This is a genomic window from Hymenobacter sp. APR13, assembly GCF_000737515.1.
Lineage (GTDB): Bacteria > Bacteroidota > Bacteroidia > Cytophagales > Hymenobacteraceae > Hymenobacter.
On record NZ_CP006587.1, the window covers coordinates 4,490,318 to 4,505,874 of the forward strand.

Annotated in this window: 15 protein-coding genes; 9 read left to right on the top strand and 6 right to left on the bottom strand. The window is 59.8% G+C overall.

The features are described 5' to 3' along the window. Nucleotides 1-229: 229 nt before the first annotated feature. Nucleotides 230-1,588 carry a saccharopine dehydrogenase C-terminal domain-containing protein gene (locus N008_RS18835; RefSeq protein ID WP_044017854.1) on the bottom strand — a complete coding sequence of 453 codons (1,359 nt, stop codon included), beginning with the start codon at nucleotides 1,586-1,588 and terminating at the stop codon, nucleotides 230-232. Nucleotides 1,589-1,874: 286 nt separating this feature from the next. Here N008_RS18835 and cdd point away from each other — a divergent pair, with 286 nt between their 5' ends. Continuing rightward, nucleotides 1,875-2,366, top strand: coding sequence for a cytidine deaminase (cdd, locus tag N008_RS18840; RefSeq protein ID WP_044017855.1), 492 nt, complete (start codon nucleotides 1,875-1,877; stop codon nucleotides 2,364-2,366). Between the two features lie 114 nt (nucleotides 2,367-2,480). Further along, nucleotides 2,481-3,140, top strand: coding sequence for an alpha/beta hydrolase (locus tag N008_RS18845; protein ID WP_044017856.1), 660 nt, complete (start codon nucleotides 2,481-2,483; stop codon nucleotides 3,138-3,140). 72 nt (nucleotides 3,141-3,212) lie between these two features. On the opposite strand, the gene N008_RS18850 is transcribed toward N008_RS18845, so the two are convergent. From N008_RS18850 to N008_RS18865, 4 genes are all read right to left on the bottom strand, one after another. After that, entirely contained in the window at nucleotides 3,213-3,962 is a 750-nt protein-coding gene (locus N008_RS18850; RefSeq protein ID WP_044017857.1) for an SDR family NAD(P)-dependent oxidoreductase, read from the bottom strand. Between the two features lie 104 nt (nucleotides 3,963-4,066). Further along, nucleotides 4,067-4,891, bottom strand: a complete 825-nt coding sequence (locus N008_RS18855; protein ID WP_044017858.1) for a porin family protein — start codon at nucleotides 4,889-4,891, stop codon at nucleotides 4,067-4,069. After that, nucleotides 4,840-5,568 (bottom strand): bifunctional demethylmenaquinone methyltransferase/2-methoxy-6-polyprenyl-1,4-benzoquinol methylase UbiE, encoded by a 729-nt coding sequence (ubiE, locus tag N008_RS18860; RefSeq protein WP_044017859.1) that lies wholly within the window; start codon nucleotides 5,566-5,568, stop codon nucleotides 4,840-4,842. Before ubiE ends, N008_RS18855 begins: the two co-directional genes overlap by 52 nt. Before the next feature lie 128 nt (nucleotides 5,569-5,696). Further along, complete coding sequence (locus N008_RS18865) at nucleotides 5,697-7,871, bottom strand: OmpA family protein (protein ID WP_044017860.1); 2,175 nt, start codon at nucleotides 7,869-7,871, stop codon at nucleotides 5,697-5,699. 532 nt (nucleotides 7,872-8,403) lie between these two features. Here N008_RS18865 and yihA point away from each other — a divergent pair. From yihA to N008_RS18880, 3 genes are all read left to right on the top strand, one after another. Further along, nucleotides 8,404-9,021 carry a ribosome biogenesis GTP-binding protein YihA/YsxC gene (gene yihA, locus N008_RS18870; RefSeq protein ID WP_044017861.1) on the top strand — a complete coding sequence of 206 codons (618 nt, stop codon included), beginning with the start codon at nucleotides 8,404-8,406 and terminating at the stop codon, nucleotides 9,019-9,021. A gap of 78 nt (nucleotides 9,022-9,099) precedes the next feature. After that, a complete protein-coding gene (locus N008_RS18875; protein ID WP_071884571.1) occupies nucleotides 9,100-9,585 on the top strand; it encodes an energy transducer TonB in 486 nt (161 codons plus the stop codon). Nucleotides 9,586-9,616: 31 nt separating this feature from the next. Next, the gene (locus tag N008_RS18880; protein WP_044017863.1) at nucleotides 9,617-10,201 is read left to right on the top strand and encodes a DUF5606 domain-containing protein; all 585 of its coding nucleotides are present in this window, start codon (nucleotides 9,617-9,619) and stop codon (nucleotides 10,199-10,201) included. 96 nt (nucleotides 10,202-10,297) lie between these two features. Here N008_RS18880 and fbp read toward each other — a convergent pair whose 3' ends face one another. Then, on the bottom strand, nucleotides 10,298-11,314 hold the full coding sequence (gene fbp, locus N008_RS18885; RefSeq protein ID WP_044017864.1) for a class 1 fructose-bisphosphatase: 1,017 nt from the start codon (nucleotides 11,312-11,314) through the stop codon (nucleotides 10,298-10,300). 96 nt (nucleotides 11,315-11,410) lie between these two features. Here fbp and N008_RS18890 point away from each other — a divergent pair, with 96 nt between their 5' ends. The 4 genes from N008_RS18890 to N008_RS18905 all read left to right on the top strand — a co-directional run bounded on the left by N008_RS18890 (nucleotide 11,411) and on the right by N008_RS18905 (nucleotide 15,540). Then, on the top strand, nucleotides 11,411-12,691 hold the full coding sequence (locus tag N008_RS18890; protein ID WP_081910889.1) for an aspartate kinase: 1,281 nt from the start codon (nucleotides 11,411-11,413) through the stop codon (nucleotides 12,689-12,691). A 168-nt stretch (nucleotides 12,692-12,859) separates the two neighbouring features. Continuing rightward, nucleotides 12,860-13,309 (top strand): Fur family transcriptional regulator, encoded by a 450-nt coding sequence (locus N008_RS18895; RefSeq protein ID WP_052381745.1) that lies wholly within the window; start codon nucleotides 12,860-12,862, stop codon nucleotides 13,307-13,309. Between the two features lie 144 nt (nucleotides 13,310-13,453). Next, the gene (locus tag N008_RS18900) at nucleotides 13,454-14,092 is read left to right on the top strand and encodes a peroxiredoxin (protein WP_044017866.1); all 639 of its coding nucleotides are present in this window, start codon (nucleotides 13,454-13,456) and stop codon (nucleotides 14,090-14,092) included. A 203-nt stretch (nucleotides 14,093-14,295) separates the two neighbouring features. Next, nucleotides 14,296-15,540 carry a 3-deoxy-D-manno-octulosonic acid transferase gene (locus tag N008_RS18905; protein WP_044017867.1) on the top strand — a complete coding sequence of 415 codons (1,245 nt, stop codon included), beginning with the start codon at nucleotides 14,296-14,298 and terminating at the stop codon, nucleotides 15,538-15,540. Nucleotides 15,541-15,557: the final 17 nt, after the last annotated feature.

Below are 15,557 nucleotides of genomic sequence, written 5' to 3' on the forward strand. Positions count from 1 at the left end.
AGGAAAGCTGCCGGGCACATGCCTGAGTTGGCACGTGTCTGCGGCTGCCTAGAGAAGTTGTTGCAGTTGCTTTCCGGCTGGGTGAACGAGGTAGAGGCGTACTATCTTGTGTCTCGTCGTTGCTGATGTTGTTTCGCCGGACAATCCGGCGTCAGTTGTTCAACGACGAGACTCCAACTATTGCGTAGCTACCTCGCCTGTTCCTGCCTGAAAAAAGCTATGAGCAAGGCTAGCGCATGGTTTCGTGCTCCTCGAACCGGATGCCGTAGTCGGCCGCCAGCTCCGCCAGAATCGGCTGGTAGAGGTCGGCACCGGTAGGAATCAGCACGCCCCGTGCGGCCACCTCGCCCCGCGCCAGGCGGCGCACGGCCATGCCCAGCGGCAAGCCCACGGTTTTGGCCATGGCCGTGTGCGTGGCATCATCCCCGAGCACCACCAGCGAGCTGGTGCGGCCGTAGCGCACGCCCGCCAGCTCAAACTCAAACAGGTGCTGCATCACAATCATGTCGTGGTCGGCGGGCTGTAGCTGCCACTTCTGCGTCAGCAGGCGCTCCAGCAACTGGGCCGGCGTGCCGTTGGCCAGGCCCACGGGCTGCTCCCCAAACAAGCCCAGCCACTGCAGCCGCTCCATCTCCGGCCCGGCCATCGAAAGGCCCAGATAGTCGGCGCAGTGGGCTGCCAGGGCGGTTTCGGTGGCGGCCCGCGGCACCAGCACCGGCAGATACGACTCCATCAGCTCGCGCCAGGTCAGGTCGGCGGCATTGCCCAGATGCACGGTATCATCGGTGAGGCCCAGGCGCACCAGCGCGTGCCAGGCGGCGCAGTAGCCAGCCCGGCGCAGCGTGCCGCGCAGAATCGTCGGAATATCGTCGAGGCCGTAGGGCGCACGGTAGCTGAGCGAGTCGCGGTTGGCGTAGCCGTCGAAGTCACCGTAGCCGGGCACCGATATCGACTCGGTGCGGGCAAACAGGTGCTGGTAAGGAATGTAGCGCGGATGGCCGTTTTCTAAGTACTTGGCCGTGCTTTGCCCGGCCAGCACCACGTTGCGGGGGTTCCAGGTGAACTTGTACTTCCACGGATTATCCCCTTCCGAATCGGGCGCCATCAGCCCCCCGCAGTACGACTTAAACGAGGTGATGCGGCCGCCCCGCTCCCGGATTTCCTCAATTACGGCCATGGCCGACATGTGGTCGAGGCCGGGGTCGAGGCCGCATTCCATCAGCAGCGTACAGCCGGCCGCCTGTGCCGCCGCATCCAGGCCCCGGATTTCCTCACTCACATAGCTGGCCGTGGCCAAGTGGCGGCCCAGTTGCACGCACATGCGCGCCACCGGCCCATGCAGCAGCGCCGGCAGCATCGAAATAACGATGTCGGCGCCACTTACCAGTTCCTGCAGCAGGGTCTCATCTTCCAGCGCGAAAGGCACGGCGCGGGCGTATTCGCTGTGCGCGGCCAGCACCGGCACCAGATGCGCCGGGTTGGCATCAGCCACGGTGAGAAACCAGTTTTCGGTGGGCGCGTGGCGCAGCAGGTACTGAATCAGCGAGGAAGCCGAACGGCCGGCCCCGAGCAGGGTGATACGGGTCATGGGTGGAAATTTGCGGAGAAGCCAATCAGGCCCGGCACAGCGGGCAAATCAGCGCAGCAGATGAAAGGGCACAAAACAGGGCCAATTCTAACGAATTCCTGCCAATCCGGTCTGTCCGCAGCCCTGGTCGGCCATCAAGCCAGACTGCAACTGCGAAATAGCCGTTTCCGCGGCCGCCTTTCTCCGGGCCGCATGCCGCTACTCCGCCGGATTTGTAGTACATTCACCGCCCCTTCTTCTGCCGGGGCCGCGAGCCGGTACCGGAATATCTATTTCTGCCTATTTCATGGCCCAACCGCTCAACCTCACCATTCACGTCGAGGTTCTCACTGAAGCCGAGCTAACGCCCGCCGAAGCCCTTACCTGGCAGGCCGCCCGCGCCGCCACCGACCAGGCCTACGCGCCTTATTCGCACTTCCACGTCGGCGCTTCCCTCCTGCTCGATGACGGCACCATCTTCCGGGGCACCAATCAGGAAAACGCGGCCTTCCCTTCGGGCCTTTGCGCCGAGCGCACCGCCCTGTTCGGGTTGGCCGCCTCGCAGCCCGAGCGCCGCATTCTGGGCATGGCCGTGGCCGCCCGCCCCGCCGCCGGCGACTTCGTGCCGGTATCGTCGTGCGGGGCCTGCCGACAGGTTATGGCCGAGTACGAGCACCGCCAGAAGCAGGCCATTCCGCTGCTCATGCCCGGCCCTGACGGCAGCATCTACCGTTTCCGCAGCCTCTCCGACCTGCTGCCGTTTGGCTTCAGCGCCGACGATCTGCCGTCGAAAGGCTAATCTTCTTTTCCCGTTCGGCCCGCATATTGCCGCCGTTTGTTCGGCAGGCACCGGCTACTGCCGGGCGCTCTGCCCTGACGAGCGGGCGGGCAGCCTGAACTGATTTTGTGCGCTATGGCCCAGGAACACCATATATCGGTTGCGCGTACGGCGCGCTACTTCCAGCTGGGCGAGCTGACGGCTGCCACCCGGCAGGTTTGGTTTGTGTGCCACGGCTACGGCCAGCTGGCCCAGTATTTCATCCGGCACTTCGCGGCCATCAGCGCCGCCGATCCTTCCCTGGTAGTGGTGGCGCCCGAGGGCCTTTCGCGGTTCTACCTGCAAGGTACCGGCGGCCGGGTGGGCGCCACCTGGATGACGCGCGAAGACCGGCTACTCGAAATCGACGACTACGTCGGCTACCTCAACCAGCTGGCCGCCACCCTGCTGCCCCAGGCCTCGGCTGAGGCCCAAGTAACGGTGCTGGGCTTCTCGCAGGGCGCGGCTACTGTCAGCCGCTGGCTGGCGCGTGCGCCCTTCCGGCCGGCCCGGCTGATTCTGTGGGCCGGCGCCTTCCCGCCCGACATGGACTTTCAGGCAGCGGGACGGTTGCTGCGCGGCCTGCCCGTCACGCTGGTCTGCGGCGACGAAGACGAGTTTGTTTCGCCTGCTGATGTAGAGAAGCAGGGCGCATTTCTGCGCGAATTCGGCGTAGAGCCCGAAATTCTGCGCTTCGCCGGCCAGCACACCCTACACGCCGGCCTGCTGCAGCAGCTGGCCTCCCGACAGCTCTAAATGCTACACAGCCCGGCCAACTGATTGGCCGGGCTGTGTTTTTGCAGCTCGCTGCAGTGCGTTGGCTTTCGGTTATGATTCCCGCCGAATGGTAGCAGCCGCGCCCTGCGCCGTTGGCAGCAGAAGCACCTCAGCTACGTTTACGTGCGGCGGCCGGGTCACCATGAACTGAATGACTTCGGCCACATCCTGCGCCACCAGCGGCTGAAAGCCCTTATATACAGACTCGGCGCGGGCTTCGTCGCCTTTGAAGCGCACTTTCGAGAAGTCGGTTTCCACCGCGCCGGGGTTCACCTCTGCCACCCGGATGTTGTGGGGCAGCAGATCCAGCCGCATGGTGCGGGTCAGCATCGACACGGCGGCCTTGGAGGCGCAGTACACGTTGCCGTTGGCATAGGCCTCGATGCCGGCAATGGAGCCGATATTGATGATGTGGCCCACTTGCCGGCGCGTCATAGCGGGCAGCACGGCCCGGCTCACGTACAGCAGCCCCTTCACGTTGCCATCGAGCATGGCGTCCCAGTCGTCGGGGTTGCCGTCCTGAATCGGGGCCAGGCCGTGGGCATTGCCGGCGTTGTTGATCAGCACGTCTACCTCAGCAAACGCTGCAGGCAAACTCCCGACGGCAGCCTCCACCGCCGCCCGGTCGCGCACGTCGAAGGTGAGAATGTGCGTGGGAGTATCCCCCAGTTCCCGGGCCAGCTCCTCCAGCTTCTCGCGGCGGCGCCCGGTAACGACCAATTGGAACCCGGCCTGTGCCAGCGCTACGGCCGTAGCACGGCCAATACCCGAGGAAGCCCCGGTGATGAAGGCAGTTTTCATATAGACTTGTTAAAACGACAGAAAGCCAGATGAAAAATGGCTGGCCACGCCAACACACTGTTGGGCAGCCAGCCATTTCTTGATTTCAGCCACGCATTCGCAGGTTACTCAAAGGTCAGGTACAGCGTCACTGTGTTGCTGCGCAGGCTTTGGATGCTGCGGCTGTAGATGTTGTCTACGCCCTGGTGCTGGTTGCTCAGGCCATGCGAGAAGCGCAGTTCGGGGGCAAACTTGAAGAACGGGTAAAACAGGTCGAGGCCCACACCATACTCAATGGCTAGGTCACTGCTGGCCACCGACAGCTGGTTGCGGTCCGGGTCTTTGCGACGCGTGCCCACGTTTACGCTGGGCTTAAGGCCACCCACTACGTAGACGCGCGTGTTACGGCGACGCTCCGAGTGGAATTTCACCAGCAGCGGCAAATCCACCTGTGTGGCCCCTACCTCCTGAGTCAGGATTTCTTCCGGATCATCTTCGTTGGCAGGGTTTGGCGTGTAGCCATCTGGCTTGAACTCAATCTGACGTGTGATGAAACTCACGCCCGGCGCAAAGCGCAGGTTCAAATAGTCGTTCAACCGCGCATCGCCCACAAAGCCTACAGCGAAGCCGGGGCTGATCTTGGAATTAGCCGTTACGCCGCGTGACGTGCCGAAGTTGGCGATGTAAGCCGGTGACTGCTCAACCTTATAGCTCGAAAAGTTGGGGGCAATGTAGAAGCCGGGGTGAAACCACTTGTCGTCGTAGCCGGGCAGGTTTTGCACCGTAATGGACTTCACGCGGCCGCCTTTGCCCCGGCTGGCGCTGCTCCGGCTCTTGTTCTGCGCCAGCCCACTGAGCGGCACGGCCAGAGCCAGCAGGCCGGCCAACGCAACCTGGCCTACTTGAGTGCGGTGTAAATGGAGCTGATGCCGAAAGTGAGGGGTTGCCATGCGGGAGAAGTAAAGCCAACCTGCCGGAGAATAGCCAGGAAGTCGGGGCCGTCCGGGAAAGCCTGCACCGATTCGGGCAGGTACGTGTAGGCGGCGCGGTCTTTGGAAATGAGTTTGCCAAATACCGGCAGAATATGCCGGAAGTAAAAATTGTAGGCCTGTTTCATGGGAAAGGCCGTGGGCTTGGAAAACTCCAGAATCACGAGCTTGCCGCCCGGCCGCAGTACCCGCCGCATCTCGGCCAGGCCAATAGCCAGGTTTTCGAAGTTGCGCACCCCAAACGAAGCCGTTACGGCGTCGAAGTGGCCGTCCGGAAACGGCAGATTCTCCGAGTCACCCAGCTCCAGCCGGATACGGTTGGTGAGGCCTTTGGCTTCCAGCTTTTTACGCCCAACCGCCAGCATTCCTTCCGAAATATCCACCCCCGTCACCTGCGCGTCGGCCGAAGCCGCCCGCAGTGTCTCGATGGCGAAGTCGGCTGTGCCGGTAGCAATATCCAGAATCCGGGCCGGCCGCAGTTGCTTCAACTCGCTCACGGCCTTACGCCGCCAGTAGATATCGGTGCCCGCACTCAGGAAGTGGTTGAGGAAGTCGTACTTCCCGGCAATGCTGTTGAACATGTGCGCCACCTGTGACTTTTTGCCAGCGGTGTCGTCTTTGTAAGGTACTACGGCCATAGTTCTGGGGCGAACAACGAAAATTCAGGGGCAAAATTGCCCAAACATAACGTTGGTTCGGCCATTATGTTGAAAAAAAACGGGCCGAGCAATTTGCCCGGCCCGTTTTACTAGCTATCAGAAGCGGCTTAGTCGTTGTCCGTCTTCACTTTGGTCTTTTCGCCGTTGGCGTCTTTGGTCTTGGCATCAATGGTACCTTCTTTGGTCACCGTCTTGCTTTTCTCGTCCGAAGCACCTTTGGTTTTCACTTTCACTTTGTCGCTGTCCTCGTCCACTTTGGTTTTCACCTTGGTGCCGTCAGCCATCTTCACCTTGCTTTTGCCGGGCTGCAGTGGCGTAGTGCGCACTGGAGTGGCCGAAGTTGGGGCAGCAGGAGGCGTCATGGTTGGCATGGCTTCACCCTCCTTCAGAATCGTACGGAACTCTACGCGGCGGTTAAGCTGCATGTTTTCTGGCGTGTCGTTGCCGGCTGCCGGACGACGCTCGCCGTAGCTAACCGTTACCATACGGGTTTCGCCTACACCCTGCTTCTTCAGGTAGTTGTAAGCAGCATCCGCACGGTTCTGACCCAGTACCATGTTGTACTCGTCGGTGTTGCGCGAGTCGCAGTGGCCTTCAATCGAGATGTTCACACCAGGATTAGCAGCCAGGATAGCGGCAATGTTGTTCAACTCCGTGATGCTTTCAGCCCGCAGCTTGTACTTGTCGGTATCAAAGTAGATAGGCTTCATAGCCACACCAGCTACCGAGCTCGTGTCTACGTAATCAACGTAGAAGTTCTTCTCAATGACCGTCGAATCGTTGGTCGATACGGGTATTGCAAATTCCTCCGTGGCTACGTTCTGACCATCCTTGGAAGCAGCTACTTGGTACGTACGGCCCGAAAGCACGTTCACCTGATAGTCGCCGGTTTCGGGCTTGGTTACGTCGCGGTAGCTCAGGGCCGTTTTGTCGGCCTGAGTGCCGCTGAATACCAGCTCTACGCCGGGAATTACCGTGGTGCTGTCGCGCTTGCTGAACACTTTGCCCCGGATGATGGCGTTCTTGATGTAGTTGATGGTGTAGATATCTTTTTCACCGTAGCCACCGATGCGGTACGACGACAGATACGCATACGAGCCATTCGGGCTCAGACGGTAGTACGTGTCATCATCAGGCGTATTCACAGGGTAGCCCATGTTCTCCGGACGGCCCCACTTGTTGCCTACCGAATCATAGTCCGACTTGAAGATGTCGTAGCCGCCCATGGTGTTGTGGCCACGCGAAGCGAAGTACAGCGTCCGGCCATCCTTGCTCAGGTACGGGCTGTCGTCGTCGTATTTGGTGTTGATGCCAGCAACAGGCTTAGCCGTGCCCCAGTCGCCACCCTGCTGACGGGTAGCGTAGTAGATGTCCAGCGTACCGTCTTCCGAGTATTTACCCGTAGAGAAGTAAATGGTCCGTCCATCCGGGGTGATGTATGCGTCCGACTCGAAGGCTTTGGAGTTGATGTTGTCGTTCAACTTCTTCGGCTCGGTCCAGTCAGCGCCCGACTTCTCGGCGTACATGATGTCGCCGTTTTCGTCATTGCGGTACATCAGCAGTTTGGTGTCGTTATCGAACACCTGAATCGAAGCATCGTGGCCTTTGCCGTTGAGCACCGTGCTCAGCGAGCGGGGCTTCTCCCAGTTCTCGTCGTCGATGCGGCGCGCTTCGTAGATGTTTTCGTAGTACTGACCGTCAGTCGCCAGGTTCTTGTCTTTCTTGTTGTTCTTGGCGTCCTGCGCAACCGATTGGGCGCTCATGTTATCGGAGCGCGACGTGAACAGCAGAATCTTGTCGTCCTGCGAAATCACGGGGCTGTGCTCCGAGTAAGGCGTGTTGATCGTAGGGCCCAGGTTCTTCACGAAGATGTCCTTGGGGCTGTTGAACTGCACCTTGGCATTTTTCGAGTGCTGAATCAACTGCGCCAGTTGAGCTTTGCGCGTGTCCTTGGGCTTCAGCGTGGCATTGTACGCCTGATAGTGCGTGATGGCCTCATCAAAGTTGTAGTTGAGGTGGTCAACACGGCCAAGCCAATATTCTACGTCCTTCGAAACCTTAGGCTTCAGCTTCTGAGCTTTATAGATATAGTCGCTGGCTTTCTCTTTGTCAAACGACATATAAGAAATACCGGCACGGAACAGCGCCAGTGCGTTGTTGGGCTCCTTTGCCAGAACCTGCTCATAATAAGGAATGGAGGCCCGGTAGTTTTCTTGGTCGAATAACTTATTTGCCGTCTTAAGCTGCTGGCGCGTGCTCTGGGCCAGCGCAGGCTGGGCCACGGCCGCGGTAAGAGCTAAGGCGCAAGAGGCTTTCAATAACCTTTTGACTAAGTTGTCCATCTGAGGAGGGGTTTGAGGAATAAGGAGTTGCAAGAGGAGTTAACCCAGGTGCGGATACTGCTTGTAGCAGCGGTTTTGCGGTAAGATGCCTCTTATACTGAAAACCTGTCCTAGGGTTAAGTAAGGAACTATTTTTTTCACGCTAAAAAGAGCAATTTTTCTTCTTTACGCTACTTATTTCAGGATTTTGGCGAGTGCAGAACAAGTGAATTTGCGGGCAAAGATAGAAATTTTATAATACCAACTTAGTCCCATCCAATTCATATAAAATCAGTGCAGCAACGCCCAGAAAAAAATAAGGCTATGCCGTTTTTTTGCTTTGAGCAAGGTACTCTAACCGCGCAAATATAGGTCTGCTTTACAAACAACCTCGAATAGGCTACGAAATTTGCCTCAACTCCGGTTTACCTGGCAAGAATAGAGGCAATGTTTTTCCGGGCGTACCTTTGCTTTCACACCTGTCCATTTCAGTATGCAAATTCGTGACGCTTCTTTCTTAATGAGCAATACGCGGGTAGACCAATGCCCGCCGCCCACGCTCCCCGAGTATGCCTTTATCGGCCGCTCCAACGTGGGCAAATCCTCGCTCATTAATATGTTGATGGAGCGCAAAGGGCTGGCCAAAACATCTTCCCTGCCGGGCAAGACTCAGCTTATCAACCATTTCCTGGTTAATAAAGAATGGTATCTGGTTGACTTGCCGGGCTATGGCTACGCCAAAGTCAGCAAGGACAGCCGCGTGAAATGGGGCCGCATGATTAATTTCTATCTGCGCCAGCGCGAAAACCTGTCCTGCGTGTTTGTGCTGATTGACTCCCGCCATACGGCCCAGGCCGTGGACCTGGAATTCATGGAAATGCTCGGCACTGAAGGCATTCCGTTTGTGATGGTATTCACCAAGGCCGACAAACAATCGGGGAGTCGCACGCACCAGAACGTGACGGAATACATGCGCAAAATGAGCGAATCGTGGGATGAGGTGCCGCGCCATTTCGTTACGTCGGCGGAGGAGAAAACGGGCCGCGACGAGGTGCTGGCCTTCATCGAGGACGTGAACCGGCAGATGGCCCAAACGGAGGAGATTGTGTAGATTGGCCTCGTAATTGTCTGGGTGCCGGGCCGGGTTGTTCCGGCTTTTTTCCTTCCCTTTTTTCTTGCTGTTACGTTCATGAAAAAACTTTCCTTCGCGCTGGCCCTGGGCCTGCTGGCCTGCTCGGTACCGGCGTTGGCGCAGAAAACCAAAGTAAAGGTCAAGACCGATGGGCCGGCGCCGGAAACGGTAGCGCCGGAAGCCGAACCAGCCGCGGCAGCCCCGGCGCATCAGGTAGGCAACGTGAGCAAAACCATTCCGGTAGCCGAGTACTACGAGGGTGGCCAGGATGCCTTGTATGCCTTCATTGAGAAAGAAAAGAAATACCCGATTCTGGCCCGCCGCAACCGCATTCAGGGCACCTGTATCGTGAGCTTCACGCTGAACACGGATGGTACCATGTCGGGTATCAAACTGGTGAAGAACATTGGGGGTGGCTGTGGCGAGGAAGCGCTGCGCGTAGTACGCCTGCTCCAGTTCAAGAAGCCCGATTATGCCGTGCTGACCAGCCTGCCGATTGTATTTAAGCTGCCAGCCCCCGGCCAAGCCGCCGCAACTGAGTAACTTTGCTTTTTCCAACAACTGTTTTACCCCTATGCCCTACGACCTGAAGGAGATTGCCGCTATCAGCGGAATGCCCGGTCTGTACCGCCTCGTGAAGCCAACCCGCGCGGGCGTTATCGTGGAAGCCCTCAATGAGCAGGCCACCCGCTCCGTGGCCTCGGCCCGCAACAAGGTGTCGCTGCTGCAGGAGATTTCCATCTACACCCAGGACTACGACCAGACGGTACCGCTGACGGAAGTTTTCGACCGGATTTACCAGAAGCATGGCAGCAGCCTGGCCCTCACCCACAAGTCGGATGACCGCGACCTGACGGCGTTCATGGGCGAAATCATCCCCGACTACGATCGGGACCGGGTGTACATGTCCGACATCAAGAAGCTGGTGCAGTGGTACCACGTGGTAAGCAGCCGCTTGGAATACCAGGAAGCCGCTGAGGAAGCTACCGAAGCTGCCGCCGCTGAAACCGAAGCCCCCGCTGCAGCGCCTGCTAAGAAAGCAGCCAAGAAAGCCGACGACGAGGCTACGGAAGAAAAGCCGAAAGCCAAGAAGAAAGCTGCTGAGCCCGCCGAGGAAGCGGAAAAGGCTCCTAAGAAAAGCGCCAAGAAGAAAGACTAGTTCTTTTCTTCAATAGCAATAAAGAAGCCCGTCTGCAGCAGTGCAGACGGGCTTCTTTTTATAGGTATGCCAGCTGAATCCGGCCGGAGCGACCGGCTACTCTGCCTGAGCCAGTTCGCGGGCCATAAACTCCTCAGCCTGGCTCACCAAGTCTACAGAGCCGATGAACAGTGGGCACCGGTCGTGCATGTCGAGTGGCTCGATTTCCATGGTGCGCATGTAGCCGTTGCTGGCTTTGCCGCCGGCCTGCTCCACAATGAACGCCAGCGGATTGCACTCGTACATAAGGCGCAGCTTGCCCTTCGGCGACTTCTGGGTGGAGGGGTAAATGTAGATGCCGCCCTTGAGCAGGTTGCGGTGGAAGTCGGCCACCAGCGAGCCAATGTAGCGGGCCGAGTAGCCCTGCTCCTTGCAGTGGGCCACGTAGGCGGCCATGCCGGGCGAGAAGGACGCCGAACTGCCCTCATTTACGGAGTACACGTTGCCCGATTTAGGCGACTGAATGTTGGGGTGCGATAGGAAGAACTCGCCCAGGCTGGGCTCGTAGGTGAAGCCGTTGACGCCGTTGCCGGTGGTGTACACCATCATGGTGCTGGAGCCGTAGATTACGTAGCCGGCCGCTACCTGGTGGGTGCCGCTCTGCAGGCAGTCTGCCATTGTGCCTTCGGCGCCGGTGGGCGATACGCGCCGGTAGATGCTGAAGATGGTGCCGATGGACACGTTTACATCGATGTTGCTGGAACCGTCGAGCGGGTCGATGGCCACGATGTACTTGCCCTGCACGTTGCCGGTCTGGATGACTTCCTCGTCTTCCTCGCTGATGATGGTGCACACCTCGCCGCCGTTGCGCAGCGCCCGGATGAAGCGGATGTTGGCAATGACGTCGAGCTTCTGCTGGTCTTCGCCCTGCACGTTGCGGTTGCCGTACGCGCCGGCAATATCGATGAGGCCGGAGCGGTTGATTTCGCGGTTCACGATTTTGGCGGCCAGGGCAATATCGCGCAGCAACTGGCTCAGCTCGCCGGTGGCATAAGGAAAATCCTCCTGCTTGCGCATGATGAAACGGTCCAGAGTAGTGCCTACGGGCAGCGCCAGCTTGTCGTGTTGATTCATAAAAGCCTGAGAGAATGAACGGATGGGTGGGAAGCCAAAATTAACCTTTTTCGGGCGTAGTGGCACAAATATCCGTTCCGCCCTACATTTGAGCCCATGCAGGAATCCTCTCAGTTGAAAGTCTACAAGTTTGGCGGCGCCTCGGTGAAAGACGCCGCGGCCATCCGCAACCTCGGCCGCATTGTGCAGGAGTACGGGGCCGGCGCGCCGCTGCTGATTGTGGTGTCGGCGATGGGCAAAACCACCAACGCTCTGGAGGAACTGTTTCAGCTGGCCCACAGCGGGCAGGATTTCACCGCCCCACTGGCCCACCTGCGCGAGTTTCATGCGAACGTAGCCGCAGAGCTGGGCGTAGCCGACGAGGCAGCCCCGACCGACAGCGCCGCCCCGCTGCTGGCCACCCTGTTCGAGCAGCTCGGCGACCGGCTGGCCACCCTCCTGCCCGGCGACTACGACCGGCAGTACGACCAGATTGTGAGCTTCGGGGAGCTGCTGGCGACGTGCATTGTGGCCCGCGCCCTGCGCGCCCAGTGGCTGGACTGCCGCCCCCTGATTCGCACGGACCATACCTGGCGCGAGGGCCGCGTAGACTGGCCCACCACAGAGCGCCACCTGCTGGCCGCGCTGCCCGACCTGCTGGCCCACGGCCCTGTCGTGACCCAGGGTTTCGTGGGCGGCACGGCCAGCGGCCAGACCACCACGCTGGGCCGGGAGGGCTCCGACTACACGGCGGCCATTTTCGCCTACTGCCTGCAGGCCGGGTCGGTGACTATCTGGAAGGACGTGGCGGGCTTGCTGAACGCCGACCCCAAGTTTTTCCGAGATACGGTGCGCTACCCCGAAATCAGCTACCAGGAAACCATCGAAATGGCGTACTACGGCGCCAGTGTCATCCACCCCAAAACCATCAAGCCGCTGGCCGTGCGCCGGATTCCGCTGCTGGTGAAGTCGTTTCTGGACCCCAGCGCCGAGGGCACCCGCATCCACGACTGCCGCCACGGCCTGCTGGCGCCGGCCTTCATCCGTAAGGACGGGCAGTGCCTGGTGTCGTTTGAGAGCAAGGACCTGACATTTATTTCTGAGGAAAACCTGGAGGTGATTTTCGGGGCGCTGGCGCAGGTGCGGCTCAAGATTCATCTGATGCAGAACTCGGCCATCAGCTTTTCGGTATGCACGGAATTCTCGGCCTACCGCCTCGAAAAGCTGCTGGCCTTGCTGCGCGACCAGTTCACCATTCACTACAACACGGGCCTGGAGCTTTACACCATCAAAAACTACGATGCGGCCAGCATCCAGCGCCTCACCGAGGGGCGCGAGCTGCTGCTGGAGCAACGCACCCGCCAGACCTTCCAGGTAGTCTGCCGCGGGCAGGCGTAGGGAGTTGTTCGTTGTCAGGCACAATGTATAGGCAGCACGCGGCTTCTAATAGCTAACAACGAGCAACGAATCACGAACAACGAACAACACCCTTCCAGCGGCCTCACTGAACATTTTTGGGACTGGCGGGCTTATAGGCGTATCTTTGCGGAGAAGCATTCTTACCTAGTGACCTTTCATTCTGAACATACGCCGCCCACGCCGGGCCAATTGCGCGACCGACTGGCCAAGGCCGGCCTGCGGGCCACCCGGCAGCGCCTGACTATTCTGGAGTGCCTGCTGCAGCTGCCGGGCCACCCCACGGCCGAGCAGGTGCACCGGCAGGTGCTGCAGCAGGTGCCCAACCTGTCGCTCGGCACCGTGTACAAGGCCCTCGACTCGTTTGTGGAAGCCGGCCTCACGCGCCGCGTAGCCTCGGCCGAAGGCGGCTCGCGCCGCTACGATGCCGACTGCTCGGCACATCACCACCTGATCTGCTCCGACACGCAGGAAATCCTGGATTTCCACGACCCGCAGCTGGATGCCCTGCTGCAGGAGTTCTTTGCGCAGCGCAACATGCCCGGCTTTCAGGCCCACACCTTTTCCCTGCACATCACCGGCGAGAAAGTGGCCCGCTAGGGCAGCACGGAAGTCAGTGACCCGAGCTTAGCCGTACGGCTTTTCGCGTAGCGCGGCCTGTTCTTTTCAGCTGCTTCATCCGATTGCACTCCACCTTCTTCGCCTCCTCATCACCCAATCAGTTCATCACCAACTCACCAATCCATGGCAGTTCTCGTAGGCAAGCGTGCCCCTTCTTTCAAAGCTACCGCTGTAATTGACAGCGAATTCGAAGAGGATTTCTCCCTCGATCGTTACCTGGGCAAGAAGCACGTCATCTTCTACTTCTACCCCGCCGACTTCACGTTCGTTTGCCCCACCGAAATCATTGCTTTCCAGGATCGTCTGGCCGACTTTGAGGCCAAGGGCGTGGCCATTGTAGGCTGCTCGACGGATACGCACTTCTCGCACTTTGCCTGGCTGCAGACGCCGCGCGACAACGGCGGCATCGAAGGCGTGAAATACCCACTGGTGGCCGACGCCACCAAAACCATTGCGGCCAACTACGACGTGCTCGGCGGCCACTACGACTACAACGAAGCCGGCGAAATGACTTTCGTGGGCTCGCCTCTGGCCTACCGCGGCCTATTCCTGATTGATAAGGACGGCATCGTGCGCCACCAGGTAGTAAACGACGGTCCCCTCGGCCGTAGCATCGACGAAGCCATGCGCATGGTGGACGCGCTGCAGTACTTCGAGGTGAAGGGCGAAGTTTGCCCCGCCAACTGGGAAGAAGGCAAGGAGGCTATGTCGGCCACCCGCGAAGGGGTTGCCAACTACCTCGGCAAGCAAGCCAATCACTAATCTGTAGTGCATAACGCTTTGTGCCTAGTGCATAGGGCTCTTCAAAGGCTCCGGCGGATACGTCGGAGCCTTTTTTAGTTCGCCTGCAAGCAAAAGCCTATTTTTGCGCACTCTCGTCTGAACTACTGCTCGTTTGGGCTTCCGAGCGCACGGCTACCATTTCGTTGCCTAAGCTCGAAGCATCAGGCACTAAGCACCACCAATTGTCTTTCCTCTATTCCATTGTCCTGCGCCTGTATGCGTGGCTGCTGCAGCTGGTAGCGCCTTTTGTGCCCAAAGCGGCGCAATGGGTGCAGGGCCGGCAGGGGCTGCTGCCCCGGATTCAGGCTGCCCTGCAGGCCGAAACCGCGCCGCTGGCTTGGTTTCACTGCGCCTCGCTGGGCGAGTTTGAGCAGGGCCGCCCCCTGATGGAGGCCTACGCCGCCCGCTTCCCCGGCCACAAAATCGTGCTGACGTTCTTTTCGCCCTCCGGCTACGAGGTGCGCAAAAACTGGCCCGGTGCCCACTACATCTTCTACCTGCCTCTGGATACGGCTGCCAACGCCCGCGCCTTTCTGGATGCGGTGCAGCCGCAGCTGGCCGTATTCGTGAAGTACGAGTTCTGGTATTTCTTTCTGGCCGAGCTGCAGCGGCGGCGCATCACCACCATCTGCGTGTCGGCCATTTTCCGGCCCGACCAGCTGTTTTTCCAGCCCGGGGGTGGTTTTTTCCGGAAAATCCTGGGCTGCTTCACCCACATCTTCACCCAGAACCAGGCCTCGGCCGCCCTGCTGCACGGCGCCGGCATCAGCCAGGCCAGCGTGGCCGGCGACACCCGCTTCGACACGGTGGTGCGCACCGCCGCCGCTCAGCCCCGCCCGCTGCCCCTCGTAGACGCCTTCACCGACGACTGGGTGCCCGTGTTCATCATTGGCAGCAGCTGGCCCGAAGACCTGCCGGCACTCACGCCGCTCATGCGCCAGTACGCCGCGCAGCTCCGCTTCATCGTGGCGCCCCACGAAATCAGCGAAACCACTTTGCGGCTGGTGGAGGACGTGCTGCCCGGCCAGGTGGTGCGCTACTCCCGCGCCGAGCCCGCCACCGTGGCCCAGGCCCGGGTGCTGCTCATCGACAACGTGGGGCTGCTCAGCCAGCTGTACCGGTTCGGGCATTTCGCCTACGTGGGCGGGGCTTTCGGCAAGGGCCTGCACAACACGCTGGAGGCCGCCGCCTTTGGCCTGCCGCTGTTCTTCGGCCCTACTTACCACAAATTTCAGGAAGCCGAAGACCTGGTAGACCTGGGCTGTGCCTTCCCGGTGACATCGGCAGACGAGCTGCTACGCGCCTTCGGGCCGCTGTTTCACCAGGAAGAAGCCCGCTTGAAAGTGCAGGACCTCAGCCTCGACTACGTACACGACCACAGCGGCGCCACCAACAAAATCATGCGCTGGCTTGAACAGAGTAACTGAGCAGTTGAGTAACTGAG

Coding starts and splice junctions, on each gene's coding strand:
- yihA (WP_044017861.1), top strand. CDS start 8,404: ATGCAAATTCGTGACGCTTCTTTCTTAATGAGCAATACGCGGGTAGAC.
- N008_RS18855 (WP_044017858.1), bottom strand. CDS start 4,891: ATGGCAACCCCTCACTTTCGGCATCAGCTCCATTTACACCGCACTCAA.
- N008_RS18875 (WP_071884571.1), top strand. CDS start 9,100: ATGAAAAAACTTTCCTTCGCGCTGGCCCTGGGCCTGCTGGCCTGCTCG.
- cdd (WP_044017855.1), top strand. CDS start 1,875: ATGGCCCAACCGCTCAACCTCACCATTCACGTCGAGGTTCTCACTGAA.
- N008_RS18845 (WP_044017856.1), top strand. CDS start 2,481: ATGGCCCAGGAACACCATATATCGGTTGCGCGTACGGCGCGCTACTTC.
- N008_RS18850 (WP_044017857.1), bottom strand. CDS start 3,962: ATGAAAACTGCCTTCATCACCGGGGCTTCCTCGGGTATTGGCCGTGCT.
- fbp (WP_044017864.1), bottom strand. CDS start 11,314: ATGAATCAACACGACAAGCTGGCGCTGCCCGTAGGCACTACTCTGGAC.
- N008_RS18835 (WP_044017854.1), bottom strand. CDS start 1,588: ATGACCCGTATCACCCTGCTCGGGGCCGGCCGTTCGGCTTCCTCGCTG.
- N008_RS18900 (WP_044017866.1), top strand. CDS start 13,454: ATGGCAGTTCTCGTAGGCAAGCGTGCCCCTTCTTTCAAAGCTACCGCT.
- N008_RS18880 (WP_044017863.1), top strand. CDS start 9,617: ATGCCCTACGACCTGAAGGAGATTGCCGCTATCAGCGGAATGCCCGGT.
- N008_RS18890 (WP_081910889.1), top strand. CDS start 11,411: ATGCAGGAATCCTCTCAGTTGAAAGTCTACAAGTTTGGCGGCGCCTCG.
- ubiE (WP_044017859.1), bottom strand. CDS start 5,568: ATGGCCGTAGTACCTTACAAAGACGACACCGCTGGCAAAAAGTCACAG.